Source organism: Candidatus Poriferisodalis sp. (genome assembly GCF_965221945.1).
Lineage (GTDB): Bacteria > Actinomycetota > Acidimicrobiia > Acidimicrobiales > Poriferisodalaceae > Poriferisodalis.
Genome location: NZ_OZ244925.1, coordinates 348,273 through 374,957, shown reverse-complemented (window position 1 = coordinate 374,957; position 26,685 = coordinate 348,273). Strand labels below are relative to the sequence as shown.

Genomic DNA, 26,685 nt, shown 5'->3' with positions numbered 1-26,685 from the left:
AGCTCGACAAGCACAGCGTCGCGGCATAGTCATCCCAGCCGGAGCTGTTCGCCGTCTGCGGTGATCAAGCCTTCGGTGATCAATTCATCAAGGAGCCGCTGCGCACGGGCTTTATCGCGTTCGAGACCCATCGCAACCGGTCCCTGCGCGCGGGCGACTTCGCGCTCTGACAGCGCAGCGAGCAAGCGTCCCCGGGCCTGCCGGTCGCTGCCCTCGTACGGCGCCTGGCGAGTGCTGACACCAGCACTGCGATCAGCCGGGTCAGGCCCGTTAAAACCCGCCCATGCGCACCACTTCCGTACCGGGCAGTTGCCGCAGCGTGGCGTTCGCTTGGTGCAGATCCGGTTGCCCAAATCCATCATCGCCTGGTTCCACGACCAGCCCTCGCCCGCCGGCACCAGCTCGTCGGCCATCTGCTGCGCCTGGGTTGGGCTGAGCCGTTGACCCGCCCAGCGGGCGAGGATGCGACCCACGTTCGTGTCGACGACTCCGGTGTCGATGCCGAAGGCAAATGCCTGCACGGCCCGGGCCGTGTAGGGGCCGACACCGGGCAGAGCCAGCAAGTCGTCCAGCCCGGCGGGCACCGTGCCGCCATGTCGCTCGCTGATGAGCGTCGCCGTCCGCCACAGGTTGCGAGCACGGCGGGGATAGCCCAGTCCTTGCCATGCCGCCAGCACATCGGACAAGACCGCCTCGGCACAGTGCTGCGGCGTGGGCCAGCGCTCGGCAAATGTCTCGTAGTAGGGCAGAACCCGCTCAACCTGGGTCTGCTGCAGCATGACCTCCGAGACCAGCACCAGCCACGGGTCGCGGGTGCGCCGCCACGGCAGGCCGCGCCGCTCGGCTGCCCACCACCGGCTCAGCTCGGCGTGGCGCAAGCCACGCGCAATCAGCTCGGCGTGGCGCAAGCCACGCGCAATCAGCTCGGCGTGGCGCAAGCGGTCAGGCCTCCCCGTCGGCGGCCTTGTCGCTGTAGGGGAAGCGTCGCTCGGGCGATGCATCCCGCTTCCAGATCATGACCTTGCGCCGGAAGTAGCAGACCTCTTCGGACCGCTGGTTGAACGCCCGCGTCTCGACGGTCACCACGCCCCGGTCGGACCGTGAACTGGACTCGCGCTTGTCCAGCACCTTGGTGACGGCGTAGATGGTGTCGCCGTGGAAGGTCGGGCGCGAGTGCGTGAGCGTCTCGACTTCGAGGTTGGCGATGGCAGCGCCGCTGACGTCGGGCACGCTCATGCCGAGCACCAGCGAGTACACGAGGTTGCCCACCACCACGTTCTTCCCGTGCACGGTCTCCTGCTGAGCGAACCACTCATTGGTGTGCAGCGGGTGGTGGTTCATAGTGATCATGCAGAAGAGGTGATCGTCGGCCTCGGTGATGGTCTTGCCCGGCCAGTGCCGGTACACGTCGCCGATCTCGAAATCCTCGAAGTAACGCCCGAACGGGCGGTCATGGACGGTCACGGGAACCTCCGCGATGTGTCGCTGTTGCAAGGGTCGAATCATCGTACGGCGCACGGCCCCCGCTGGCCGGGCTGACAGAAGGGTCAGGCCTTCTCTGTGCAGAAATGCTGCCTGAGGCGGCAAAATTGCACAGAGAAAGCGGGGCGGACCCGCGCTGACCGAGTCGGCGGCCGGGTCGCTTGGGGGAGCGGGCTTTAGCCTGTGCGGCTGTGACCACAACGGGGACAATCGCTGGGACGTATGCAGGACCTGCAGAACCGGACCTTGGGGCCGCGGCCGACGCGTTGGCGGCGGGAGCAGCGGCAATTGCGCGGGCCGCTGACCATGCCGCAGGACTGGGTGACGCCGATGCGCACCAGTGCTTCCTGTACGACCTGGCGCACACGGCGTCGGCCATGCGCATCTGCGAGTCCCTGCTCGACTGGGGCGCACTGGGCGACGCAGAAGCGCGGCTCGCCTGCGGGTTCATCGCCGATGCTCTCGGTGAGTTTCACGCCCGGCTGTTCGCTCGCGAAGACCAATGGGGCCTCGAGCCGGGCGCGTTGGATGCCACACGCGACTTCGTGGCCGCCTACCGCAACCCGGCCTACGTGGCCACCATGGCTGGCCTCGATGCGCCCAGCCACCTCGACGAGGACTTCGAGCTCGTAGCAGAGACGTTCCGCCGCTTCGGCGAGGACAAGATCGCACCGGCCGCTGAGCACATCCACCGCGGCGACACCGACATTCCCGAGGACATCATCTCCGGCCTTGCCGAGCTGGGCTGCTTCGGCCTGTCGGTACCCGAGGAATACGGCGGGTTCGCCTCCGGCTCCGAGAGCGACTACCTGGGCATGGTCATCGCCACCGAGGAGCTGTCGCGGGCCTCGCTCGGCGCGGGCGGCTCACTCATCACCCGGCCCGAAATCCTGACCCGGGCGCTGGAACGCGGCGGAACCGAAGAGCAGAAGAAGCACTGGTTCCCCCAGATCGCCACGGGCGAGACCATGGTTGCGGTTGCCGTGACCGAGCCCGACTACGGCAGCGACGTTGCCAACCTGGTTGTCTCGGCAAGCCCGACTGAGGGCGGATGGCTCATCTCGGGCACCAAGACGTGGTGCACCTTTGCCGGCAGGGCCGACGTGCTGATGCTGCTGGCCCGCACCGATCCCGACCGGCGCAAGGCACACCGAGGGCTCAGCCTGTTCATCGTGCCGAAGCCACGGGCGGAAGGCCACTCGTTCCAATTCACCGACGAGCGCCGCGGCACCATCGAGGGCCGAGCCATCGCCACGCTCGGCTACCGCGGCATGCACAGCTTCGAGATCGCCTTCGACGACTGGTTCGTGCCCGCAGAGAACCTCATCGGCGGCGATGACGGCATCGGGCAGGGCTTCTACCTGCAGATGGCCGGCTTCGAGAACGGACGGCTGCAGACTGCGGCGCGTGCGGTCGGCGTGATGCAGGCGGCCTACGACGAAGCCCGGTCCTATGCAGACGAACGCCGGGTGTTCGGCCAGCCGATTTCCGAGTACCAATTGATTCAGGCAAAGCTGGGCCGCATGTCCGCGATCATCGCGGCAGCCCGCCAGTACAGCTACGAAGTGGCGCGCATGATGGCACGAGGCGGCGGTGCGCTCGAAGCCTCCATGATCAAGGCGTACGTCTGCAAGGCCGCCGAATGGGTGACCCGCGAGGCCCAGCAGATCCACGGCGGGTTCGGCTTCGCCGAGGAGTACACGGTAAGCCGGCTGTTCGTCGATGCCCGGGTGCTGTCGATCTTCGAGGGCGCCGACGAGATACTGTGCCTCAAGGTGATAGCGCGTCGGCTTCAAACTCAAAACGCCTGAGCCGGGCCGCTGAGCGCCCGCACCGAGTACGCAGCGGACCCGTTCGCCGGCACGGGATAGCTTCGGCGCGTGCACCCGATCGAGCACCTGCGCTACGTGGCACGCGCCGGCGACCTTTCCCAAGAGATCCTGGTGCGCGAGACCGCTTCTGCGCTGGGCGCCTTGTCGTCTGACCCGTTGGAGCTCGTCACTGTGTGCCGGCGCATTCTGGACAAGTACCCGATTGCCGGGGCGCTCTGGTCGATGGCGGCCCGGGTGTGCGCATCTGCGCAGCCGTACCGGGCTGCGCGTGAGTTCGCGTCTGAGCTGCGCGCTGATGCCACCGGCGACCATGCCGCCGACGCTCTGCCCGCCGACGCTGCGGTCTGCCTACTGGGCTGGCCCGATGTTGCCGCCGACGGGCTGGGTCGACGGTCGGACGTGACCGTGCGAGTTATCGACGCCTACGGCGAAGGAGCCGGCTTGGCACGGCAGCTGGCCGGGCGTGGCTGCGATGTCACCGACGTACCGCTGGCGGGCATGGCCGCCGCCTGCTCGACCGCCGATGTGATCCTCGTGGAAGCTGCCGCTGCTGGGCCCCACTCGGTCATCGCCGCGAGCGGCACCCACGCTGCTGCTGCGGTCGGATACGTCTCGGGCGTACAGGTGTGGTGCGCGATCGGAATGGGACGGGCTCTGCCCCAGCAATTCTTCGAGGCGGCCGCGAGCACCGTCGCCGACGAGCCGTGGGAATGCGACGAGGAGATCGTGCCGCTCGGCCTGTTCAGCCATGTCGTCGGCCCCCGGGGCATCGAACTTGCAGCGGGCTGGCAACGCGCCGATTGCCCGCTCGCTGCCGAACTGCTGCGCCCGGCGATCTGATCACCGTCGACTCGCCCGGGCAGTCGCCCGAACCGGCGAGTGAACCGTGGCCACGCCGGGCGGGAGCGGTAGTTTGCCTGCCGTGCTTGCTGCGCCGTCTACCGACATCAAGCTTGAGACCCTGTCTGGCCACGCCCACACGCTGGGTGAATGGCTGGTGGTGTTCAACCTGTTGGCCGTCGTCATCGATCCCTTCACGCACCAGAGCGGTTGGATCCTGCCCACTGCGTCGCGGCTGTTCTTGGTCTATGAGGAAGCCGACGTCCGCTGCGCGTTCGTGGTGTGCAGCGATGCGGAGGGCGCTCGCAGCTTCCTGGGCCGCTTCGCCGACGAGCATCTCGTACTGCTGGACCCCGACCGCGAGTTCGTGCGTTCGCTCGGCCTTGAGCGTGTGCCGGCTCTCGTGCACCTTGCCCAGGACGCCAGCGTGCTCGGCTCGGCCCAGGGCTGGGCCGCCGACGAATGGTTGACGGTGATCAACGGCGTGGAAGAGGTCATGGACTGGCGAGCTCGGCCGGTTCTGCCGACTGCTGAAGATCCGGGCAGCTTCGAAGGCACTCCAGCCATCGTCTAGGTCAGCCGCCGTCGAGCACCCTGAGTACTGCGTTCTCGACCGTCGCTCCCTCGTCGGAGTTCTCTAGCCAATCTCGTGCTGTCTTTCGCGCCGTAGCCACCGTCAGCAGGTCCACACCACGACGCTGACACTCGGCGGCGATTCTGCTCTCTACGCCCACGGCGGCCTCCGCAGCCGCATGCGCCAGTTCGACGTGCGCTGACTTACCGCTGTCATAGCTCGGAATCGGCAATTTCCAGAGGTGCGTGTGGAGGTGCCGGACGCCGAACTGACCCTTCGGCATGAACGGGGCTACAAGTTCACGTAGCGAGAGGGAGTTGATGATGCCGCACACGTAGTAGGCCTCTTCGTGCGTGTCTACAGGCATCCAATAGAGGGAGTTCTCCACGATGACATTCGGGTCATCGCAAACTGCAGCTGTGGGGTGCCCTGATGACGCGTATATGACTCGAATTGCGCGAACTCCATCGATTGTCAGTCGCCACTCCAACTGCGCTGACAGTGCATGTACGTAGTCGAGCCGGCGAGCGAGAGTCATCGCCCGGCGTTGTTCCCAGACGTCGGACACATATGCCCAGCGCTCCCGCATTCGTGGCAAGAGCGATGCCGGATCGATCCGAGTGGCGTCAGAAGGCAACCACTCAAGACTCTCATCAGATACAAATGGCAGGAGAGCCGGAAATGTGCGTAAGAAAAAGAACGGGGCGATGCTCGCCCCCAGAGCCACATCAAACAAATGATCAGTCTCGACGGTTTGCTGTGTGATGTCGGCGAGGTCGAGAGAACTCCAAGGCTCTCGACTCGCTAGCTCACTATGGGGGCTGACTCGAATCGTCCCCGCAGCGGCGACAGGCCCAACCAGAGGTGTTTCCTCGACAAAAAACAAGCGCCTCGGAAAAATCGTCGCGCCGTTGCGCACACGCCCCGCATATGGCGACTGAAATCCTTCGTCGCGTACCAGTCGGGATAAAGATCGCTGGACGTCAACAGAACCTGGTTGACCAATCCACTGCTCGACTTCTGGCGGGAGATCGCTGCTGGACTCCGTCCGACTGCCGTACACGACGCAGGCGGGCACCGGGAAGAAGCTGTTCGGTTCGAGTGGCTCCAAGTCCCACGGAGTCAAATGCGCGAGATTCATGTTGAGTGGCGCAACGGACCCCATCCAGCGTCCAGTTCGCCACTTCGCGTAATGGCCCTGAGCAAGGGCTGAATGCGGCATGACCATGGCACAAACGCCGCCGGGAGCGAGATAGAGGTCCGCGCAGCGGGTAAAGAAAAGCGCTGCGAGATCAGCATTGGTCGCGAATTGGGCGCCGTCCCAGATGCCGTAGCCGACGCTGAGATCCCGCAGGCGAGCACCCAGGCGGTCGACGGTCTGGTTGTACGTGATCCAAGGCGGATTGCCGATTACGACATCGACAGCCTCTTCTGCGAGCACAAGGGGCCGTACTACGTTGCGCGTGTAGTAGCTCCAGATGTGATCGCGGCCCTCAGCGTGAAGGTCGTTCAAGAGGTCAAGTGTCGGTTCCAGCGCCAAGCGCTCGTCCTCGGGAATTCCCGCGTCAACAAGCGCTTGACGGGAATCACCGCCGATCCGAACCTGCGCGGCGACGTGCTCCATGGCTGCATCGAACATCTCGGGCCGTTCGATGAGGGACCGTGGAAATCGCAGCTCGCGCCGTAGCGGATCCCCGGTGACCGGAATGCTGACTTCGACCTGACCCAACATTCCCTCGGCACGGGTGATCATCTGCAGGGAATCCCCTAGATAGACGGGCGGCGCGAAGTCAGGGCGATCCGTCGCATCCGCGATCGCATCGCGTGAGGCCAGAACCCATTCCGAACGGGCAAGGTGAACGGCCACGGGGTGCACGTCCACGCCGATGATGTTGCGGCGGAGCTTTGCGAGCGTCTCACTCGGCGCCAAGTTCGCCTCGTTCGCAGCATCGAGCAGGTGTCGAATCGCGGCGACAAGGAAGCTCCCTGAGCCGCACGCCGGGTCGAGGACTCGTTGTGCGAGTGGGTCCTCGACGGCTTGGCGGACCATCGCCTCGGCGAGCCAATCGGGCGTGTAGTACTCACCCAACTGCTCGCGCTCAGCTGCAGGGATGACGCTCTGGTACAGCGTGGACGCCAAACCCAATTCGGCACCCGACCAGTCGTAGGAGGCCACCCACGCAGTCATTTCCCGGATGACGTCGACACCGCCGTCAACTTCGGCCAGCCATGTGAAGAAGTCCGATTCGATCACACCATTGAGACCGGTGTCGGCGGCAAACCGTCGCCCGATGAGCAGGTCTGCTGGTTCGTACGCGGAGAGGCGTTCGATGTCTACGCCGTATGTGGCTTGGGTAATCATGCCGATCATGGTCACCAAGTACGTGTGCCGGACGAACAAACTGTGCAGCGACTCAGTCGCCCCGGCCCCGACGATCTCTCCGAGGGCAACCTCCAGCAGTTCCTGCCACAGGTCGTACTTGATCGCAACGGTGCGGTCTTCTCCGTGCTGCTCGAACAGCCGCCGAATCAGCTCGATGTGGGTGGCAAACACCGGACTGGCCGGGCCGAACTCGGTGCCTACCGTGTTCGCGGTCACAGGCTTCGAACGTTGACCGCTGAAGATGTACTCGTTGAGCCAGCGATAGAGCTCGACTCCTCGGCCGGCCTGGTCCAAGGTGAACGCCCAGGGATACCCCGTTGGTACGTCAGGCTGTCCGGTTGTGCGGCGCAGCCAATGGCGTCCATCGGTGAGAACTCCGAGGTTTACATCGGGCGAGTCTTCGAGATAGCCGTCGAGTTGAGCCACGTGTTCAGCAGCAGGCATCGCCGCGTCTGCCGCTGTGCCGATGCGCGTCTTGACTTCGACCAAGGCATCCGACAACACAAGATCAACGCGGCGTCGGGCGATGCGCTGAGGGTCGGGGCTCGCTTCAGATTGCACCTCGTAGAACTCAGTCAGGCCAGTCCCTACTAGGAAGTTGCGCACTGCGGACCGGATGTTGTCCTCGTGTGCCGCGGTGCCGTGCCAATGGAGCAATTCGTTAGCCAGTTCAACGAAGACTGGATCGTCTGCGCTCAGCTCGCCTCTCGTCGCCACGGGAGCGAGTGTGTCACCTCGCTGTGACACAACGTGTGACCTGGTCGGGCGCCGTGTGTGGTCCGTGACGGCGTGGGCGGGGTCAGGGCCGCCGGCCCTTCTGGCGGTACATCGACCGGTCGGCTGCGTGAATCAACGCCCCGGGCGTCGCGTCGCCGCCGCGGCCAGTTGCGCTGCCGATGCTGACGGTGACACTCATCTCGTGCAGCAGGTTGGAGGCGTCGCTCCCTGCGGAGGCGCAGTCCAGCGCCGCATGCAGGCGCTCGGTGACGACTCCCATGTCCTCAGAGCTGCGCAGGCCGCCGCACACGACCACGAATTCGTCCCCGCCGACACGGGCCACGACATCGGAGGGTCGCACTGCGTCACGGATGCAGTGCGCCACCGTGACGAGCACGAGATCGCCAGCGAGATGGCCATGTTGGTCGTTCACAAGCTTGAAAGCATCGACGTCGCAGAACGCCACACCGACCACCCGGCCGGTACGCGCCGAGCGAACCAACTCAGAACGCAGGTGACGAAGCGCCCCGTCGCGGGTGGCAACGCCGGTCAGCGCATCGGTACGCCACGTACGGCGGCGGCGGCCCGATGCCCACCACATGCCGCCGCCGAATGCTGCGACCAATGCGGCCGCCCCGACTCGCAGTCTCGACATGTCCAGCCAGCTCAAGGTGCGCTCCAGCGTCGCGGGCTCCCTCGGGGCGTGAGGGTCATCGGGCGGTCCAGCCCCCGTCCACCATCAGCGAACTGCCCGTGACGTAACTGCTGGCGTCACTGGCCAGGAACAGCAGCGCACCGTCGAGCTCGTGCGGCGCGCCGGGTCGCCGCATCGGGGAGTTGCGGCTGATCCAGGCCATCGAACGGTCGTCATCGAACATCGGCGCCGTCAGCTCAGTCTCGAAGTAGCCAGGGCATAAAGCGTTGACCCGCACGCCCCGAGTGGCCCATTGCACGGCAAGGTCGCGAGTGAGATTGACCAGGCCCGCCTTGGATGCCGCGTAAGCGGGCTGCAGGTTCGGGGCCGATGCCACGTGGCCGTGCACCGAGGCCACGTTGATGATGCTGCCGGTGGCCTCCCGGCCGATGATGTCGGCGGCGGCGAGCCCGGCCAGCAGGAAGCACGCGTTCAGGTTGATGTCGACGACGTGCCGGAAGCTCTCGACGTCGGCCTGTTCTCCAGGGTTGATGGCATCGCTCACACCGGCGTTGTTGACCAGTATGTCGACCTGCCCGTAGTGGTCAACGGTCCGTGCGACAAGATCGCGGCAGGCGTCGTCGTCGCCGACATCGCAGGAGATCGCCAGCGCGTCTGGCAGCTGCGAGGCCAGCGCTTCAAGCCGGTCCGCTCGCCGGGCAGCCACCACCACCTTGGCCCCCGCTGCCGCGAACACCTCAGCGAACCGCACGCCGAAGCCGCTCGATGCGCCCGTCACCAGGCACACCTGCCCATCCAGCCGGAACGGCGAGGTCAGGTCGATCTGCCCGTTCGCTGCGGTCTCACTCATCGACATTCCTGTTCTGGCGCTGGGGTGGGACTCCGGTGCCTGAGCGTACGGCCCTGTGAAGTTCGAATGGGAAGTGCGAATAGAAAGTTGCCCGGGCCTGACACGGGCATAGTGCCCTAGCGTGGGTGCCATGAAGATCCGCATCGGCTTCGGGCTAGGCACGCGCAGCTTCACCAACGACCATGCCACCTTCGACCCGTTCGTGGACGCGCTGGAGGACTTGGGCTTCGACTCCTTGTGGCTGAGCGAGCGGCTCGGCGGCGAATGTCCCGACCCGATCGTGGGCCTCGCGTATGCGGCAGGCCGCTCCAAGCGCATGAAGTTCGGCATGTCAGTGCTCGTGCTGCCCGGCCGGAACCTCGCCGTGCTGGCCAAAGAGCTCGCCAGCCTGGATCGGCTGTCCGACGGCCGCCTGCTGCCTGCGTTCGGCCTAGGGGTGGCCGATGTGCACGAGCAGGCCGCATTCGGCGTCGAGCGACGCCAGCGGGCGAAGATGTTCAACGAGGCCCTTCCGTTGCTGAAGCGCTTCTGGGAGGACGAGCCCGTCACTCACCACGGTGACTGGTACCACTACGACGACGTGACACTGGCGCCCAAGCCGGCCCAGAAGCCCATGGACATCTGGCTGGGCGGAGCGGCGGATGTCGAGCTACGCCGCTGCGGGCGCTTCGGCGACGGATGGCTGCCGTCGTTCTGCACGCCCGACATCGCGGCCGCCGGCTGGAAGATCGTGAACGAGGCCGCCGACGAACACGAGCGCTGGATAGACCCTGAGCACTTCGGCGTCCTCGTCCCCTACACCCAGGGCGAGATGAGCGCCGGATACAAGGCAATCCTCGAACGGCGTGCCCCCGGCATCGACCCAGGCGAGATCATCCCGACCGGCTGGGACGGCCTGAGGGACCAACTGCAGCGCTTCATCGAGGTGGGCGCGTCGAAGTTCGTGCCGATCCTGGTCGGTGAGCCCGAGGACTGGTTCGAAGAACTCGAGGGCGTCGCAAACGCCGTTCTGCCGCTGCAGAACTAGGCCTGCTCGTCGCCGTCCGTCGACGTCGCTGCTGAGCCCAGCAGGGCCGCGATCATTCGCTCGACGGAGGCCCCTCGGGCCTCCTTGAAGACCCCAAGACGCTCGAACACCTCGCTCGCGGCGCGGTGAAAGCCGTCGGGGAGACCTGCCGCAGCGAACGTGTCTGCGATCTCGTCCATCTCACCCGTCCAGCGCCACGCTTTGGGACCCACTGCGATTGCGGTGTACGACAGTCGCTGTGACAAGCCGCTCTGCGACAGCGCCCACTCGGCAGACAGCTCATCAGCCACGCCCTCAGCCGCAGCGAGTGCAGCCACCGACATCAACAGGGCGCTGGTGCCCTTGGTCCACGATGCATAGGCCATCTTCAACGCCGATGCGGCACCCGTTTCGCCTCCCTGCAGGACGCGAGGCTCCAGTGCGGAACCCTCGAAGCGGGCGGCTACACCCTCAGCGTGAGAGCCCGACAGATAGAGCCGGGTTGTGCCGGGCTTCGTCGCCGGTGGGCCGATCAGGCTGCCGTCGACGAAGTCCTCGAAGAGCGCTCCGATCTTGTGGGCCGTCGTGGGCGACACTGCGTTCGCGTCCACGTAGCAGCCTGCGAAGCCCGTATCGGCCACGGTGTCAGCCAGTGCCTCGGCCCCATGGGGCGGGCAGACCGAGATCACCATGTCTGCGGTGGCGACCATCGATGCGAGGTCGCCCACGTCAACGAGACCAGCGTCGGCTGCTCGCTGGCGGGTCGCGTCCGAACGGCCCTCGCTGGCCCACAGCACGGTGCCCGAGCACGCAGCTCCAACGGTCACGCCCATGGTCCCAGGGTGCAGGATTCCGGTAACGGCCTCCTGGGGTGCCTCGCTCACGGGCAAAGTCCTAGCAGCGACGCTTCTATGCCGAGTCTCCGGACGGTGTGCCGTCGGAGCCACCGCCCAGATAGGACGTGCGCAGGGCTGGGTTCGCCAGGAGCGCCTCGGCGGTGTCGTCGAGTACGACTCGGCCGGTTTGCAGCACCCAGCCCCGGTCGGCGATCGAGAGCGCCATGTTGGCGTTCTGCTCGACCATGAACACCGTCATGCCGGCTTCGTGAATCTGGGCGATCAGCTCGAAGTTCTGTTGCACCAGTGCCGGCGCAAGCCCCATCGAGGGCTCGTCCATCAACAGCACCCGCGGCTGGGACATGAGCGCCCGACCAATGGCCACCATCTGCTGCTCGCCTCCCGACAGCGTTCCGGCCTTCTGGCCGAGACGCTCCTTCACGCGGGGAAACAATTCGAAGACATGCTCCAGATCGGTCGCTATGCCGTCGCTGTCGTTGCGCAGGTACGCGCCCAGTTGCAGATTCTCCCGCACGGTCAGTCGCTTGAACAGCCTCCGGTTCTCCGGAACCATCGTGACGCCGCGGGCGACCCGGTAGCTGGTCGGGCGGTCGTTCACGACCTCGCCGTCGAGCACCACTTCTCCCGATGTGGGCTTGAGCATGCCGAGCAGGGTCTTCAGCGTCGTCGACTTGCCACTGGCGTTGCCGCCGAGCAAGCACACCAGCTCGCCCTCGTAGATGGCCAAGTCGACGTCGCGCAACGCGTGCACTGCGCCGTAGTGAGCGTTCACCTGACGCATCTCAAGGAGCGGAACGGTCGGGTCCGACTCCGGCGCGCTCATGGCCGGCTCGCCCTTGTCCCGCTCGCGGAGCGTGACCTGCTCATGAGGCCGCCGCGCCATGGCCCAGATAGGCCTCAATGACTTGTGGATCAACCGACACGTCGCTGTAGTCGCCCTCGGCGATCTTCTCTCCGTGGTCAAGCACGACGACACGGTCGGAGACTTCCCGGACCACTTCCATGTCGTGCTCGATCACAACGATCGCGTACCCCCACTCATCACGCAGTCGCCCGATCAGGCCGGTGAGCTCGGCCGACTCAGTGGGGTTCATACCCGCCACGGGCTCGTCAAGCAGGATCAGCTTGGGTTGCGTGGCCATCGCACGGGCGATCTCTAGGCGGCGACGGTTGGCATACGACAGGGTGAAGGCAGGCTGGTGGAAGCGGTAGCCCACGAGTCGATGGCCGAAGAACGACAGCACCTCTTCGCCGCGCCGGCGAATCTCTTCCTCCTCGCGACGAAAGGCCTTCGTCCACAGCAGCGCTCCCACAACGTTCTGGCTGGTCCGGCAGTGCTGGGAGACCATGACGTTCTCGAGCACCGTCATGTTGGCGAACAGCCGCACGTTCTGGAACGTCCTGGCGATGCCGCGCGACGTGACGCGGTTGGGATCGAGCCCGATCAGCGACTGCCCCTCGAACAGGATGTCGCCCTCTGAGGCCGGCACAGTGGCACTGATCGCGTTGAACAGCGTGGTCTTGCCTGCGCCGTTCGGTCCTATGACCGAGACGATCTCGCCCGGGTACACAGCCAGGTCCAATCCCGCGAGCGCCTTGAGGCCGCCGAAGTCGACGCTGAGCCCTCGTGTCTCGAGGATCGGTTCGGTCGCCGGGGCATCGGTTTGTGTCGCCGCGCTCACGCCGACTCCCCTGCCGGTCGACTGGCGTCAGCCCCGTTGCCGTGGTCGTCGTCTTCTGTCTGGCCCCGGAGCCAGGCGTCCTGGGCCATCTCTTCTTGATGCAACTCTCGGGTGCGGCGCACGCTCGGGATGAGGCCCTCGGGCCGCGCCAACATCATCCATACGAGCAAGGCGCCATAGATCAAGAGCTTGAATTCGGAGAATTCGGCGAGAAGCCCGGGCTGCTTAGGCCCGCCGAGCACACCGATGAGGACGGCCGAGCCGGCGATGACGCCGACGATGTTGCCCATCCCGCCGAAGATCACCACCACCAGGATGACGATCGAAACGAGGATCAGGAAGCTGGCGGGGAAGACCGAGCCCACCTTGGCGGAGAAGATCGCTCCGCTGAACGAACCGAGCACCGCGCCCACCACGAATGCCAGCAGCTTGACGTTGACCGTGTTGATGCCCATGGCCTCAGCCACGGTCTCGTCCTCGCGCACGGCCATCCACGCCCGCCCGATGCGCGAGCGCTCCAGGCGCCACGACACGTAGATCGCGATCGCACAGAACGCGAGCACGAGGTAGAACACGCTGCGGGGATCGGTGCCCGACACTTCGGCCAGTCCGAAGATCTGTGCCCCGGGGATGTTGGTGATTCCCTGCGAGCCTCCGAACCATCCCGACAGCCAGTCCGACAGGAACAGCAGGCGGATGATCTCGCCGAAACCCAGCGTCACGATGGCGAGGTAGTCGCCGCGCATGCGGATGACCGGCGCCCCGATGAACAACCCGACCAGACCCGTCAGGACAACAACGCCGATGAGGGCTACGAACCACGGCAGCTCGGGGTGGATCCTGGGCGATGTCGCTGCGGTCAGCACTGCGGCGCTGTAGCTGCCGACAGCGAAGAACGCCACATAGCCGAGGTCGAGGATTCCCGCGAGCCCGACCACGATGTTGAGCCCGAGCGCCAGAAGCACGAAGAGCCCCACGTTGGCCAGCAACTCGTTGGTGAGCTTGCCGGCAAACATCGGCAGGACGATCAGCACCGCAGCGGTTGCCAGAATCAGCACGAGGTTCGCCTTACTGCGTGCCGCGCCCTCGAGCAGCTCGACACGAGCTCGTGCCCGGCGCACCCGGCCGCGCCCGACGAACGCGAGAACCCCGGATCCCGCAGCGAGGACCACCGCTCCCGTGATGGTCAGGCCACCCCTGGATGCGTAGAACCAGTCCGTCACCGAGTCGATGTGCATGCCCTCGGCGAGGTCCTCGACCAGCGCCTCGAGTACCGCTGCTCCAAAGACGGCGAGCACCATTGTCCACAGGACCCGCCGAGCAACCGCCGGCACGACCCGCAGGAGCCCGCCCGCCGCGCCGATCGCTGCGCCGATGATCAGCCAGATCACGACGGCGAATGCCGTGCCCCGGCCGAAGGCCAGCAGATCGGCCAGGATCGGGCTCCAATTCACGAGCGGCTCGCGTATGTCGAAGTTGGCAATCAGGATCGCAAGCAGCGACAGGCCGCCGCCCGCGAGCGCGCCAATGACAGCGCCGCCGACGACTTCGTGCGCGCCGGCTGCGTGATAGGGAACGCCCTCTCGACGGACTTGATGACCGACGCGAGTCCCGACTGCGAACGGCACGATGACCAGCGACAGGTAGCCGAGGCTCAACAAGCCCTCGATGATCGTCCTGCCGTCGAGCCGCACCGGCATGTTGGACAGCGAGATGAAGAACTGCCCGAGGACAGCCACAGCACCCATCCGTCCGATGCGACGCCAGTCCTGCGCGAAAACAGGGCGGGGAGGCGCCGCCGCGGAGGCCGCGGTCGTATCGGGAGTCGCCGCATCGGGGGCCGTCAGTGCGCTCACGTTCGGTCCTCCCCTGGCAGACGCTCGCCGAACAAACCTGCTGGCCGCACCAGCAGCACGATGATGAGCATCGAGAACGCCACGGCGTCACGCAGCTGGGAGACGCCGCTCACGCCCAACGGCTCCAGGATCAACAGCGGCCCTACAGATTCGGCCACTCCGATCGAGAGCCCACCGGCCATCGCGCCGCCCAGATGCCCGATCCCGCCGACCACCGCAGCACTGAATGCCTTGATGCCGGGCAGGAAGCCGGTGGTGTGAATGACGCTGCGGAACAGGATCCCCCACAGGATCCCGGCCATCCCCGCCATCGCTCCGCCCACTGCGAACACCTTGACGATGGTGCGGTTGACGTTGATGCCCATGAGTGCCGCTATCTCGGCGTCCTCGGCCACGGCCCGCATCGCCTTGCCGGTCTTGGTGCGGTCGACGTAGTACCACAGGGCCGTCATCGACAGGGCTGCGACGACCACCACGAGAATCTTGCCGCCCTCGACCTGCAAGAAGGTGTGCTTGGCCTTCACCCAAGCCGGCACATCGGGGTAGGACTTGCTGGCGGGGCCCAGCAGGACCACCGAGGCGTTCTGGAGGAAGAACGACACGCCGATGGACGTGATGAGCGGGATCAACCGGGGTGAGCCGCGCAGCGGCCGGTATGCGACGCGCTCCATGACCACCGCCGTGAGCGTCGACACGATGATCGACACGATGACGATGAACACCAGTGAGCCGATGAAGTTGGACTCCCACAGACCCGCGTCAGCAAGCTTGTTCGAGGTGATCATGCCGGTCATCGCGCCGACCATGAACACCTCGCCGTGGGCGAAGTTGATGAAGCCCAGCACGCCGTAGACCATCGAGTAGCCGAGGGCGATCAGGCCGTACATCGACCCCTGCGCAACACCCGATACCACCAGCCCCCGGAATTGCGCCCCGGTCAAACCGGTGGCGTCGGGGTTCGCCCAGCGGGCGAACGGGTTGTCAGGGTTGATCTCCTGGGCGATGAACGCCAGGAAGCCGACGAGGAGAACCGCCAGCACCCCCACACGGATGACGGTGAGGAACCAGTCGACCTTGGTACGCGGCGCTCTGAATCTGAAACGGACAGTCCGGTGACGGGGCGCCCCACTTGGGGGCGCCCCTTCTTCTAACACCGAATTGACCTTAGAGGGCCGGACGTGTTTGGGCTAGTACCTCGCCCATCCGGCTCAAGGAGCGAAGGAGAACATGACGTTCTCCATGCTGGCTTCTACGTTGTCCTCGCCGCCGATGTTCTGGACGACCGTGATGCGGGCAGCGCCGCAATCACCGAACTCGTCGCAGTTGATCGTGCCGATCAGGCCGCTGTAACCCGTGACGCTGTTCAGGTGGTCGCGAATGCCTTGGCGGTCGACGACCAGTGTGTCGCCGTCGAGGAACGAGGCCGCCGTGATCGCGTCCAGCAGCAGCGTGGTGGCGTCGTAGCCATGCGCCCAGAACGGAGCCGCCGGCTTCTCACCCCACCGCTCCTCGTACGTGGCGAGGAAGTCGTTGGCGGTCTTGTCCGTGCTCTGATTCACGTTGTCACCAAAGCGAGTGTCCGGACCCGAGAAGTACATTCCCGCGGTCTGCGGCAGCGCCAGGTAGTTCGTGTTCAGCAGGCCGTCAGCCGCGAGCAGGACGGTGTTCTCGAGACCCGAGACTCCCGGCGCCTGGTCGGCGATGAAGTCACCGGCCGGCTGGAAGATCGGGAAGAACAGCGCCTCGGGACTCCCGGCGGCAATCTCGGTCAAGACCGGCACCATGTCGGTGTCGTCCTTGTTGACCGCCGTGAACCCAGTCACCGTGCCGCCCTCTGCCTCGAACGCGTCAGCAAACGCCTGCGCGAGGCCTTGGGTGTACGGGTCGCCGTCATGGATTGCGGCAGCCGTGGTCAGCCCGAGTTCGCCGAAGACGAACTTCGCCATGGCGGCACCCTGGAACAGGTCGTTGTGGGCCGTCCGGTAGTAGCCGACGTTGTAGTTCGCGCCCGCGGTGCCCGCCAAGTCCGAGGTCAGGGCAGGCGAGGTGTTGCCGCCCGAGATCAGGACCATGCCGGCCTCAGTGATGAGCGGTGCTGCAGCGACCGCCGCACCCGAGCAAGAGGTGCCGATCACGCCGAGGACATCTTCGTCAGCGACGATGGTCTGCGCCGCCGCCTGGCCGCCGTCGTTGGAACATAGGTCGTCGAGCGTCGTTCCTAGGTCCACGTCGAAGCCGTGGATCTGGCCGTAGTCCTCGATGGCCAAGACCGTCGAGCGTTCGATCGGCAAGCCGAAGAACGCGACATCGCCGGTAATGGCCTCGAGCGACCGGATCTGGATTGCGTCGCCTTCCTCGACTTCGACGACGCCAAGCGCGCCTTCCTCAGGTCGGTCTTCACCGCACGCTGCCGCAATGAGCGCCATCGAGAACAGCAAAGCCAAGAGGGTCAATAGCTTTCGTTGCATGCGCATTCCTCCCCGTTGAGTTGGCCGGGCGCACCTGCACCAGCGGCCTCGTACGCATGGCGCACTCAGTCGGATAGCCGTCGGCACCGTGTACTCGCGCCGACATGGCTTACCAAGCTGGATGCGTCACATCTGACCCTAGATCACTGCTAGGTCACAATCGGACCGACTTGCATCTGAAATTGCTGCAAATTCACGAACATGTACCGGACCTACCGCACAAGTAATGCGCATATGTGAGGGGACATCAAGCCGGGCGCACTTCAGCCGCCGGTCGGTCGAATGAGCCTGCTAGCCATACGGCGTGACTGGCACTGGGGGCGGCCGCTCATGGGCCCGCAGAGTCTCGCCCGAGGCGCTGTTCGCCGTCGGCGCGGTGTCGCAGTACCTCGGCGCGGCAACGGCCGTCGAGTTGTTCGACGAGCTGTCGCCCATGACGGTTGCGCTGCTGCGTGTTGCGGGCGCGGGCGCCGTGCTGGTGGTGTTGCGCCGTTCGTGGCGACGGCACTGGTCACGCATCGAGCTGGCCTGGACCGCTGCATTCGGAGTGGTACTGGCGTCGATGAATCTGTTCTTCTACCTCGCCATCGCCCGCGGCCCCCTGGGGAACTCGGTGGCCATCGAGTTCATCGGGCCGATCGCTGTCGCGGTCATCGGCACCCGGACTGCCCGATCAACGTCGGCGCTGGTGGTAGCCGTTGCTGGCGTTGTGACCTTGGCGGGTTTCGCGGCGCCAGAGGCGCAGCTGGGGGCGCTGTTCTCACTGATCGCAGGGGCGCTGTGGGCCGGATACATCGTGCTGGGGCACCGGGTTGCGCGTTCAGGCATGGCGGTCGACGGCCTCGGCGTGGGCATGCTGATCGGTGCCGTGGTGATCAGCCCAGCAGGTGCCGGCGACCTCGGCTCGGCATTGGGCGCTCCGCTCCTGCTGGCAGGAGGCGTTGCGGCGGGGGTGCTGTCGAATGTGATCCCCTACGGCATCGACCAGCTCGTGATGCAACGACTGGCGCGTGCACGGTTCGCCCTGCTGCAGGCTTTGCTTCCCGTCGCTGCAACCTTGATCGGGCTGGTGTGGCTGTCGCAGGTGCCGAGCGCGCGTGAGTTGGCAGGCATCGTGGCCGTGGTTGCAGCGATCGTTATCAACCGGGAGTCCGATCAGATGCCGGGTGACGTCGTTCCCTGACCGGGCGAAGGCGCTGAGGCGTCGCTAGAAGAGCGGGTTGCGCCAAGTGCCCGCGGCCACCAGTGCCCCCATGAATGCTGCTGTCCCGATCGCCGTCAGCAAGCCCCACACGACATAGGGCGAACGCCGCATTGGCATGTCGACGATCTCCCCCGAGAGCCGTTCGGCCAGCGTCGGCGGACCTCGGCGCCGGCTGGTGTCGCCGATCGCCAGGCCGGCGAGAACGCCGGCCACAAGTCCGCCCAGGTGACCGCCGATGGAGATGTCGGGAATGAGTAACGAGATGACCACGTTGACGATGATGAGGCTGCCCAACCCGTCCCTCCACGGATTGCCGCCGCGCAGGTACTCCACCACGTACGCGGCACCCATCAGGCCGTACACCGCGCCGGATGCCCCGACCACGAACGCGTCGGGTCGAAGCAACAGCGCACCTGCCGAGCCGCCGATGAGCGACACGACGTAGGTGCCGGCCAGCAGAGCCGGGCCGGTGAAGCGTTCGAGCCGCCGGCCCAGCAGGTACAGCACCAGCATGTTGAACAGCAAGTGCCGCAAGTCGGCATGCAGGAACGTGCCGGTGACGATCCGCCACCATTCCCCCAACTCAGCTACGTACGGCCCCACAAGGCCGTAACCGTCGAGAGCGGAGAATCGCAGAGAGCCTCGTGCGAACGGCACGATCCGGGCCAAGTTGTGAGTCAGGGCGAAGACCACGACCGAAGCGCTCGCGAACACAACGGTTGCAGTCGGCTGCCCGCCTCGTCGAACACCCAGCCTTCGCACGATCCTGAACCCTAGGAGTTGTACAGGTGCGGTCGGATGCAGGCAGCAGTAGCTTTCCGTCGGCCGTGGGGTCGAGCGACGTTTGCTGAGGGGCATGGAAAAATGTCAACGCTGCAAGATGTGATGGCCCGGTTGCAGCTCGCCGGCACGGCGCAGAACCGCAAGGTCTATGCGCGCCATGGCGCCGCCGAGCCCATGTTCGGCGTCAGCTACTCCGAACTGGGCCGCATCGGCAAGCCATTGATGAAGGACCACTCGCTGGCAGCCGAGCTGTGGGAGACCGGCAACCACGACGCCCGCGTGCTGGCACTGCGCATCGCCGACGCCGCGGAGATGACCAAGACGAGGGCGCGTCGCTGGCTGCGAGACGTCGGCAACTACATCCTGGCCGAGGCGCTGGGTGGGCTGCTTGCACAATCACCGCACGCTCGGGAACTCAGCAACGAATGGCGCGACTCGCCCCGGGAGTGGCCTGCCTCGGTCGGCTGGTTCATCGTGGCCTGCACAGCCGAGCAGTCCGACGTGTGGTCAGCCGGCGAGTTACGGGATCTGGTGGTTCAGATCGAATCCGAGATCTCAAAACGACCCAACCGGGTTCGTCATGAGATGAACGGTGTTCTCATCGCCATTGGATTGCGCGATGAGAATCTGCGCCGCCACGTCATCGACCTGGACGGCCGGATCGGTCCGGTGCTCGTCGATCACGGCGAGACCGGCTGCAAGACCCCCGACATCGCGCCCTATATCGAGCGCACCATTGCACATCGAGCCAGCGTGGCCGCCCGGCGTGCCGCAAAGGCCAGATCCAAAGCCAGCGCCTAGCGCTAGCCGCCTAGGAGTCGACGGGCGATCACTCGGGCCTCATCGAGGTCGGCGACGAAGTGATCCGATGGAACCCCGCGGAGCACGTCCAATTCCTTGACGCCCGTTGCCTGCGATCCCTCGAGGCCCATCACGATGCACTTCGCACCCGAATCCAATGCAACGTCGACGAGCTGACCGACCATGTAGGTCGCGCTGTCGTCCATGTGTCGCGTGTCGGTGAAGTCGAAGATCACCACCTCGTGCTCGGCCACATCGGCGTTGATCGTGTTGAACAGCTTGATGGACGATGCCGCCGTATAGATGCCTCGCAGCGACAGCAGGCCGGTCCGTGCTGCAAATGGGTCCGCAGCATCGAGGTCGAAACCGGGTGCGTCGCTATCGTCCCCAGCGCTCAAGAACGTCATGTCGAGCAAGGGAGTGGACACCACGTTGTCGAACTCGAGACGTTCGAGCTGGCGCGAATTCGTCAGTGCCGCAGCGACGAGCCCTGCGCCAACCGCCACGACGAGGTCGGCCACAACCGACAGGCCCAACGTCAGCGCCATCACTCCGTACTGGTCCAACTGCGCCCGTCGTACCTGCGTCAGGTACTTCCAATCGATGATGTCGAAGCCGATCTTGATGAGGATTCCGGCCAGCACAGGATGCGGGATGACCTCCGCGTAGCGTCCCAGGCCCAGCACCAGAGCCAACAGCACCAGTGCACAGAGCGCTCCCGACAGGCGCGATCGACCGCCGGCCTTGACATTCGCAACCGTTCCAGAGGTGGCACCAGCGCCTGGTACGGCTCCGATGAACGCCGCCAGGACATTGGCGGCTCCCACGCCAATCAACTCACGATTCGGACGATGCTGGTCGCGTGTCATCGAGTCGGCGACCATCGCCGTCAACAGGCTGTTGACGGAGCCGAGCAGCGCGAGCGTCACCGCGGGCGCCACAGCACCACCCAGATCACCCCAGGCGAACTCGGGCAGCGCGATGTCAGGCAGCCCTGAAGGCACATAGCCGATGATCGCCACGTCATCGATCCACAGCACGCTGAACAGCGTGCCGACGAGCAGCGCTGCCACCGACGATGGCAGAAACCGGCGCAGGCGCTGCGGCCAGAACACGCAAACGCCAATGGTGAGAGCGCCGAGCGTCACCGCCCCAACTCCGATGTTCCCCACGACCTCTGGCAGAGCGCGGACGGAGGCCACCACTCCGCCGGGCACGACCTCGCTACCCAGCAACGGCAGCAGTTGCACTACGACGATGATCAACCCGACCGCGGAGGTAAAGCCCGACACAACCGGATAGGGCGTGTACGACACGAAGCTGCCAAGGCGCAGTAGGCCCAGCAAGACCTGCACAAGCCCGGCGATCACCACGATGGCAAGCGCTCGGCTTATCTCACCACCCGCGTAGTTGACAACGACCACCGACATCGCCACTGACAGCGGCGCGGTGGGTCCGGAGATCTGCGTTCGGGAGCCGCCGAACAACGCCGCCAGCAAGCCGACGGCGATGGCGCCGTAGAGGCCTGCGATGGCGCCGAGACCCGATGCGACACCGAAGGCCAGCGAGAGCGGCAGCATGACCACCGCTGCGGTGAGACCGCCGAAGACGTCCCCGCGTAGCCGTTCTGCGTTGTAGTTCAGCGTTGGCACAGCTACAACGAATAGTCCATTCAGAGGCCGAGGATGGCGTTAATGGCCCCCAGCACGGCGGCGACGTCTGGATCGACGAACAGGACCGCAAACCCTGCATGGTAGATCGTGTCGCCCACACGCGCTGTGACGCTGTAGCGGTTGACCGGGAAGCCCGCGACGATGCCGGCGTAGTCGTGGCCGTAGGACTCGTCGCCCAGTTCCGGAGTGTCGCCGGGGCTGAACGCGCCCAGCGCTGTCGTGCGCGGCTCGACGAACTCCCCGCACGCGATCAGCTCGGCGTCATAATCCTTGATGGCCTGTGCGGCCACCTCGGCCGAGTCGAAGCGGGCAGCCCAGACGTCGAGGAAGGGTCCCGTCGTCGGGTCTCGGACCCACGTCGCGGCGGAGAACGCCACCGGCTCCACGCCGCTGAAGATCGCAGTGCCGGGACAGGTCTCTGCCACCGGCATGGTGGTTTCGCTCAGCAGCGTGTCGAGACCCTCAGGCGTCGAGCCTTCGAGCAATGTGCCCTCCACGGCAGCGGGTGTTGCCAAGGCCGCATCGATCTCCGCGAGGTCAGGGTCGAGATAGTCGCAGCCTCCCGGCTCGGCAGCACCGGCCAAGCGGTCGCCGACCCAGGTGAGGGTCTCACCCAGATACGTCAGCGTCGTGTCGACGTGTCCGCCGCTTGGGTACACCTCGAGGGTCGCGTGGGTGCCTTGCGAGCAGTAGGCGCCGTGCAGCGCTCGGACCAGCTCGGGTGCCACGACGGCGTCGGCCCAGCCCTGCACGAACAGCACCGGCGCATCGACGATGGGCGCCCCGCCGGCCTCATTGGCAGCGAGTACCTCGGCTAGCGGGCCGACCGGCTTGATGCCGTCCCAGCCGCTGGGATTGCGCATCGCATCACCGTCGACGCCAAAGAAGGCCTCGAAGACCGCACCGAGGCAGTCCTCCTCGACGATTCCCATCTGGTCGATGGCCTCCGCAGAGAAGTAGTCCTCGAGACGGAGTTCGTCGTACGCGGCCGCCATGGCGAACGCCGCCATGACAGCGAAGCCTTGCGCATTGGTGCCGACGGTGTCCATCAAGCCGCTCATGTTGGCTGCCGGGGCCGCAGCCACCACTCCGGCGAGATCCAGTTCGGGTGCGTAGGAGGGCGCTATCTGTCCTGTCCACAGCGCGGCGTGGCCGCCTTGGGAGAGGCCCCAGACGACGTAGCGGTCGCTGGCGCCGAGATCCATCTGGCGCACCGCCCGCACGATGTCGATGGTGCCGCGGCCCTCGCTCTCGCCGACCAGGTAGGGATGCGTGCCCGGCGTGCCAAGGCCCTCGTAGTCCGTCGCCGCCACGATGTGGCCAGCGGAGGCGATCGCCATCGGGATTCCGGATTCGGCGGGATGCGTCGCCGACGGCGCGCACACGTCAGCCACACCCGTTGTGCCGTGCGCCCACGTGACAATCGGCGAGCCGGCTGCAATGCCCGCAGGAGCGAGGACGAGTCCGCTGACCTCGACGAGATCGCCGCCCACACCGGTCGACAGGTACGTGATGCGCCAGCCGTCAAGGTCGCCGGCGTCAATGGGCTCGGCTGATACCAGGTCACCGGCCGCTGGCTCAGCCGGTGGCGCCTCGGTTGTTGTGGCGGCCGGCGCTTCAGTGGTTGCGGCCGGCGCCTCGGTGGCGACCGGTGCTTGGCTGGTTGCCACTGCGCCCGCATCGGTGTCGGCGGACGTGGTCGGAGCAGCTGTCGCCTCTGGGGACGGATCGGAGTCGGCGTCGCTGCAAGCAGCAGCGACGACGGCGAAGACGAGCAATGGAGCCAAGATGCGGCGCATCCCTGCACAGTACGGCCTAGGACAACATGCACCGAACGAATCGGGCGTCAGGTGCGCCGGTGGAAGTGTCCGGGCCCGACTTCAGGTTCGAGCCAGCTCGGCTCGTGCCAAGAACGTCCTCAGAGGCCGAGAATCAAGTCAAGCGCTCCCAGGGGAATCGCGGGGTCCGGCGCGACGAATATCGCTGCCAAGCCCGCGCTGTAGATCGAGTCGCCGATGCGTACGGCAGTGGCGTACCGGAGGATGGGCAGCCCCTGCACTATGCCCTCGTAGTCGACGGCGAAGGACTCGTCACCGAGCCCGGGATCCTCACCCAGGGTGAACATACCGAGCGCACCGGTCTCCACATCGATGAATTCGCCGCACTCGATGAGCCCGTCGCCGTAATTGCTGAGCGCCTCTGAAGCCGCCTCAGGCGATTCGAAACGGGCGATCCAGACATCAAGGAAGGGCCCGGTCAGCAGATCGCGGACCCACACAGCCGCGGAATACGCGACCGGCTCGACATCGCCGAAGGTTCCGATTCCGGGACAGGTTTCTGCCCTGGGGGTCGAACTCGCCGTCTGGAGATTCTCGAAGCCTTCGGGCGTCGAGCCCTCGAGCAGCGTGCCTTCGACAGCAGCAGGCGTCGCCGGCGCCTCTTCGACTGCCGGCTCCTCTACTGGCGCTGCCGTGGTGGTGGTGACGATGGGTGCCGCGGTTGTCGTAGTGACGACCGGTGCCTCCGTCGTGGGCGGCGGCGCCTGAGTTGTAGGCGGCGGCGCCTGAGTCGTGGGCGGCGCTGCCTCGGTCGTGGCGACCGTGGTCGGCGCGGCCGCCTCGGTGGCCGGGGGCGGATCCGGATCGGAGCCACCGCAGGCGGCTCCGATGAGGGCAATAGCAAGGAACAAACCGGAAATACGTCGCATAAGGGCAGACTACGACCTAGGGAGAGACCGAGAGGGGTGTGCAGTGAAGTTCGGAATGACGCTTGCCAATACTGGGCCGCAGGTCGAGGGCGGGGGCGCTATCGCCTACGCGCAAGCTGCAGAGGCGGCCGGTTTCGAGTCGCTGTGGACTGTGGAGCACGTGGTGGTGCCCGAGGGTTATGCGTCGCCGTACCCGTATTCCGAAGACGGCAAGATGCCTGGCAAGCGGGACGACATCGACATCCCCGACCCGCTCATCTGGATGGCCTTCGCGGCAGCGGCAACCTCGGAGATAAAGCTCGGCACCGGGATTCTCATCGTCCCCCAGCGGAACCCCGTGGTGACCGCCAAGGCGATCGCGACGCTGGACCGCCTGTCGGGTGGACGGGTGATGCTCGGGATCGGTGCCGGTTGGCTGGCTGAGGAATTCGACGCACTGGGTGTCTCCTTCGACGACCGTGGCGACATCACCGACGAGTACCTGGCGGCGTACCGATCGCTGTGGCATGACGAGGTGTGCTCGTACGAGGGCAAACACGTCTCGTTCGACCGCGTGTACTGCCGCCCGCAACCGACCGGATCGGTGCCGATCGTCGTCGGCGGCGACAGCAAGCGGGCTGCTCGACGCGCCGGTGAGTACGGCGACGCCTTCTTCCCGGTATCCGGTGATTTCGACGAGATGACGGCGCTCTATGAGCATGCGAAGCGATGTGCCGAGCGGGTTGGACGCGACCCGGAGCAGATCGACTTCATGACACAGGGGCCCGCAGCGCCGGAGCACATCGAGCGGGCGGCCGCGGCCGGCATCACTCGTCTTGTCACCTACCCGATGTCACGTACCAAGTTCGACGACTTCAGCCGTGACGTGATCACGGCATACGCCGACGCTTAGAGCCCACATGCTCGACCAGCTATTCGAGTTCATCGAGGCATCGCCGTCGCCGTACCACGCAGCTGCGGCAGCCCTCGATCGGCTGGTGGCGTCAGGTCTCGTCGAGGTCGGCCGCGACGACCCGTGGAACGAGCTGGAGCCGGAAATCGGATGGGCGACGCGCGACGGCGGCACGGTTGTGGCAGTGCGCGCCGCGGCCCACGTCGATCCCGACAGGCTGCGCTTCAGCGTGATCGGCGCGCACACCGACAGTCCGAACCTGCGCCTGCGCCCGCAGCCGGACAGCGGTGCGTACGACTACCGGCAGCTCGGTGTGGAGGTGTACGGCGGTGTGCTGCTCAACTCGTGGTTGGACCGCGACCTCGGCCTGTCCGGCCGCGTCACCGTGTTCAACAGCGACCGTCTCAGCGACCGATCCCGGTCGCTCTTCGACGACGAGTACCAGCACACGCATTTTCCGTTCTGGAGTGACGCTGACGAAGATCGCACGTTGACGTCGACCGCTCCGCGCACAGTGCTGTGGCGCTGCGACCGGGCGCTGCTGCGTGTCCCGCAGCTCGCTATTCACCTCGACCGTGAGGTGAACGATGGCCTCAAGCTGGACCGCCAGCAGCACATGACACCGGTGTGGGGACTCGGCGAGCCGAGCACGGACGGGTTCCGGCAGTTCCTCGCCGGTGAGCTCGATGTCGAGCCCGACGCAGTGCTGGCGTGGGATGTCATGGCGCATGATCTGTGCCCGCCCGCTCGGCTCGGGCGCGACGGCGAGATGTACGCCGCCGGTCGCATCGACAACCTGGCGTCGTGTCATGCGGCCGTCGAGGCGCTGGTCGGGCTCGACGCGGCGCCTGACGACACCGCCGCAGTCGTCGTGCTGTTCGACCATGAGGAGATCGGCAGCGACTCCGCCACCGGTGCCGGCAGCCCAATCCTGGCTGACGCACTTGAGCGAATCGCCCAGAGCCTCGGCGCCGACCGCGAGCAGTACCTGCGGGCGGTGGCACGCTCGTTGTGCGTGTCAGCCGATGGAGCCCACGCGGTGCACCCGAACTATCCCGAGCGCCACGAACCTGGGCACTTGCCGCTGCTGAACGGCGGTCCGGTCATCAAGACGAATGTCAACGTGCGCTATGCGACCGATGCGGCGACCAGTGCCCGCTTCGTGTCCGCATGTAACGCCGCCGGGGTGCCGCACCAGATCTATTCCCACCGCGGCAACCTGCCGTGCGGCTCGACCATCGGGCCGATCACGGCCTCCCGGCTGGGAATGAGCGTCGTCGATGTGGGCTCGCCGCAGCTGTCGATGCACTCGGCCCGGGAACTCGGCGGCAGCGACGACCCTGCACTGCTGACGGCGGCGCTGGGCGCCTTCCTCGCTGAAAGCTGACAGCGCTCGGCGGATCGCCGTCGCGGCCAGACCGAG

Annotated in this window: 23 protein-coding genes; 8 read left to right on the top strand and 15 right to left on the bottom strand. The window is 66.0% G+C overall.

Features of this window, described 5'->3' with window-relative positions; all coding sequences use genetic code 11:
• Positions 1–29: 29 nt before the first annotated feature.
• A complete protein-coding gene (locus ACOQPH_RS01750; RefSeq protein ID WP_420623042.1) occupies positions 30–938 on the bottom strand; it encodes an A/G-specific adenine glycosylase in 909 nt (302 codons plus the stop codon).
• A gap of 4 nt (positions 939–942) precedes the next feature.
• Positions 943–1,464, bottom strand: a complete 522-nt coding sequence (locus tag ACOQPH_RS01745) for a MaoC family dehydratase (protein WP_420623041.1) — start codon at positions 1,462–1,464, stop codon at positions 943–945.
• A 209-nt stretch (positions 1,465–1,673) separates the two neighbouring features.
• Between ACOQPH_RS01745 and ACOQPH_RS01740 the strand changes: the two genes are divergently transcribed.
• The 3 genes from ACOQPH_RS01740 (at position 1,674) to ACOQPH_RS01730 (ending at position 4,728) form a co-directional block, all read left to right on the top strand.
• On the top strand, positions 1,674–3,293 hold the full coding sequence (locus tag ACOQPH_RS01740; protein ID WP_420623040.1) for an acyl-CoA dehydrogenase family protein: 1,620 nt from the start codon (positions 1,674–1,676) through the stop codon (positions 3,291–3,293).
• A gap of 69 nt (positions 3,294–3,362) precedes the next feature.
• Positions 3,363–4,154: a hypothetical protein gene (locus tag ACOQPH_RS01735; protein WP_420623039.1), complete on the top strand. Its 792-nt coding sequence runs from the start codon at positions 3,363–3,365 to the stop codon at positions 4,152–4,154.
• An 82-nt stretch (positions 4,155–4,236) separates the two neighbouring features.
• Positions 4,237–4,728 (top strand): hypothetical protein, encoded by a 492-nt coding sequence (locus tag ACOQPH_RS01730; protein ID WP_420623038.1) that lies wholly within the window; start codon positions 4,237–4,239, stop codon positions 4,726–4,728.
• Position 4,729: 1 nt separating this feature from the next.
• On the opposite strand, the gene ACOQPH_RS01725 is transcribed toward ACOQPH_RS01730, so the two are convergent.
• From ACOQPH_RS01725 to ACOQPH_RS01715, 3 genes are all read right to left on the bottom strand, one after another.
• Positions 4,730–7,828 carry an N-6 DNA methylase gene (locus ACOQPH_RS01725; protein ID WP_420623037.1) on the bottom strand — a complete coding sequence of 1,033 codons (3,099 nt, stop codon included), beginning with the start codon at positions 7,826–7,828 and terminating at the stop codon, positions 4,730–4,732.
• An 82-nt stretch (positions 7,829–7,910) separates the two neighbouring features.
• Positions 7,911–8,483 (bottom strand): GGDEF domain-containing protein, encoded by a 573-nt coding sequence (locus ACOQPH_RS01720; RefSeq protein ID WP_420623036.1) that lies wholly within the window; start codon positions 8,481–8,483, stop codon positions 7,911–7,913.
• Between the two features lie 55 nt (positions 8,484–8,538).
• Entirely contained in the window at positions 8,539–9,333 is a 795-nt protein-coding gene (locus ACOQPH_RS01715) for an SDR family NAD(P)-dependent oxidoreductase (RefSeq protein ID WP_420623035.1), read from the bottom strand.
• Positions 9,334–9,463: 130 nt separating this feature from the next.
• Here ACOQPH_RS01715 and ACOQPH_RS01710 point away from each other — a divergent pair, with 130 nt between their 5' ends.
• Positions 9,464–10,360, top strand: coding sequence for an LLM class flavin-dependent oxidoreductase (locus ACOQPH_RS01710; protein WP_420623034.1), 897 nt, complete (start codon positions 9,464–9,466; stop codon positions 10,358–10,360).
• Here the strand turns inward: ACOQPH_RS01710 and ACOQPH_RS01705 are convergent.
• From ACOQPH_RS01705 to ACOQPH_RS01680, 6 genes are all read right to left on the bottom strand, one after another.
• Positions 10,357–11,223 carry a DUF1932 domain-containing protein gene (locus ACOQPH_RS01705; protein ID WP_420623033.1) on the bottom strand — a complete coding sequence of 289 codons (867 nt, stop codon included), beginning with the start codon at positions 11,221–11,223 and terminating at the stop codon, positions 10,357–10,359. The two genes, ACOQPH_RS01710 and ACOQPH_RS01705, sit on opposite strands and share 4 nt — an antisense overlap.
• Before the next feature lie 25 nt (positions 11,224–11,248).
• Complete coding sequence (locus ACOQPH_RS01700) at positions 11,249–12,019, bottom strand: ABC transporter ATP-binding protein (RefSeq protein WP_420623032.1); 771 nt, start codon at positions 12,017–12,019, stop codon at positions 11,249–11,251.
• A 40-nt stretch (positions 12,020–12,059) separates the two neighbouring features.
• The gene (locus ACOQPH_RS01695) at positions 12,060–12,878 is read right to left on the bottom strand and encodes an ABC transporter ATP-binding protein (RefSeq protein WP_420623031.1); all 819 of its coding nucleotides are present in this window, start codon (positions 12,876–12,878) and stop codon (positions 12,060–12,062) included.
• A complete protein-coding gene (locus ACOQPH_RS01690; protein WP_420623030.1) occupies positions 12,875–14,734 on the bottom strand; it encodes a branched-chain amino acid ABC transporter permease in 1,860 nt (619 codons plus the stop codon). The genes ACOQPH_RS01695 and ACOQPH_RS01690 overlap by 4 nt, the downstream gene beginning before the upstream one ends.
• Positions 14,731–15,774 carry a branched-chain amino acid ABC transporter permease gene (locus ACOQPH_RS01685; protein WP_420623029.1) on the bottom strand — a complete coding sequence of 348 codons (1,044 nt, stop codon included), beginning with the start codon at positions 15,772–15,774 and terminating at the stop codon, positions 14,731–14,733. Before ACOQPH_RS01685 ends, ACOQPH_RS01690 begins: the two co-directional genes overlap by 4 nt.
• 168 nt (positions 15,775–15,942) lie before the next feature.
• Complete coding sequence (locus tag ACOQPH_RS01680; protein WP_420623028.1) at positions 15,943–17,202, bottom strand: branched-chain amino acid ABC transporter substrate-binding protein; 1,260 nt, start codon at positions 17,200–17,202, stop codon at positions 15,943–15,945.
• 304 nt (positions 17,203–17,506) lie between these two features.
• Between ACOQPH_RS01680 and ACOQPH_RS01675 the strand changes: the two genes are divergently transcribed.
• The gene (locus tag ACOQPH_RS01675) at positions 17,507–18,385 is read left to right on the top strand and encodes an EamA family transporter (protein WP_420623027.1); all 879 of its coding nucleotides are present in this window, start codon (positions 17,507–17,509) and stop codon (positions 18,383–18,385) included.
• A 24-nt stretch (positions 18,386–18,409) separates the two neighbouring features.
• On the opposite strand, the gene ACOQPH_RS01670 is transcribed toward ACOQPH_RS01675, so the two are convergent.
• Positions 18,410–19,168 (bottom strand): rhomboid family intramembrane serine protease, encoded by a 759-nt coding sequence (locus ACOQPH_RS01670; RefSeq protein WP_420623026.1) that lies wholly within the window; start codon positions 19,166–19,168, stop codon positions 18,410–18,412.
• A gap of 102 nt (positions 19,169–19,270) precedes the next feature.
• Here ACOQPH_RS01670 and ACOQPH_RS01665 point away from each other — a divergent pair, with 102 nt between their 5' ends.
• Positions 19,271–19,990, top strand: coding sequence for a DNA alkylation repair protein (locus ACOQPH_RS01665; protein ID WP_420623025.1), 720 nt, complete (start codon positions 19,271–19,273; stop codon positions 19,988–19,990).
• A gap of 2 nt (positions 19,991–19,992) precedes the next feature.
• Here ACOQPH_RS01665 and ACOQPH_RS01660 read toward each other — a convergent pair whose 3' ends face one another.
• The 3 genes from ACOQPH_RS01660 to ACOQPH_RS01650 all read right to left on the bottom strand — a co-directional run bounded on the left by ACOQPH_RS01660 (position 19,993) and on the right by ACOQPH_RS01650 (position 24,370).
• Positions 19,993–21,642 (bottom strand): SulP family inorganic anion transporter, encoded by a 1,650-nt coding sequence (locus ACOQPH_RS01660; RefSeq protein WP_420623024.1) that lies wholly within the window; start codon positions 21,640–21,642, stop codon positions 19,993–19,995.
• A gap of 20 nt (positions 21,643–21,662) precedes the next feature.
• A complete protein-coding gene (locus ACOQPH_RS01655) occupies positions 21,663–23,462 on the bottom strand; it encodes a lipase family protein (RefSeq protein WP_419552226.1) in 1,800 nt (599 codons plus the stop codon).
• Between the two features lie 119 nt (positions 23,463–23,581).
• A complete protein-coding gene (locus tag ACOQPH_RS01650) occupies positions 23,582–24,370 on the bottom strand; it encodes a hypothetical protein (RefSeq protein ID WP_420623023.1) in 789 nt (262 codons plus the stop codon).
• A 43-nt stretch (positions 24,371–24,413) separates the two neighbouring features.
• On the opposite strand from ACOQPH_RS01650, the gene ACOQPH_RS01645 reads away from it, so the two are divergent.
• Both ACOQPH_RS01645 and ACOQPH_RS01640 read left to right on the top strand, forming a co-directional pair.
• Positions 24,414–25,262 (top strand): LLM class F420-dependent oxidoreductase, encoded by an 849-nt coding sequence (locus ACOQPH_RS01645; protein ID WP_419552224.1) that lies wholly within the window; start codon positions 24,414–24,416, stop codon positions 25,260–25,262.
• A gap of 7 nt (positions 25,263–25,269) precedes the next feature.
• On the top strand, positions 25,270–26,649 hold the full coding sequence (locus tag ACOQPH_RS01640; protein WP_420623022.1) for a M18 family aminopeptidase: 1,380 nt from the start codon (positions 25,270–25,272) through the stop codon (positions 26,647–26,649).
• Positions 26,650–26,685: the final 36 nt, after the last annotated feature.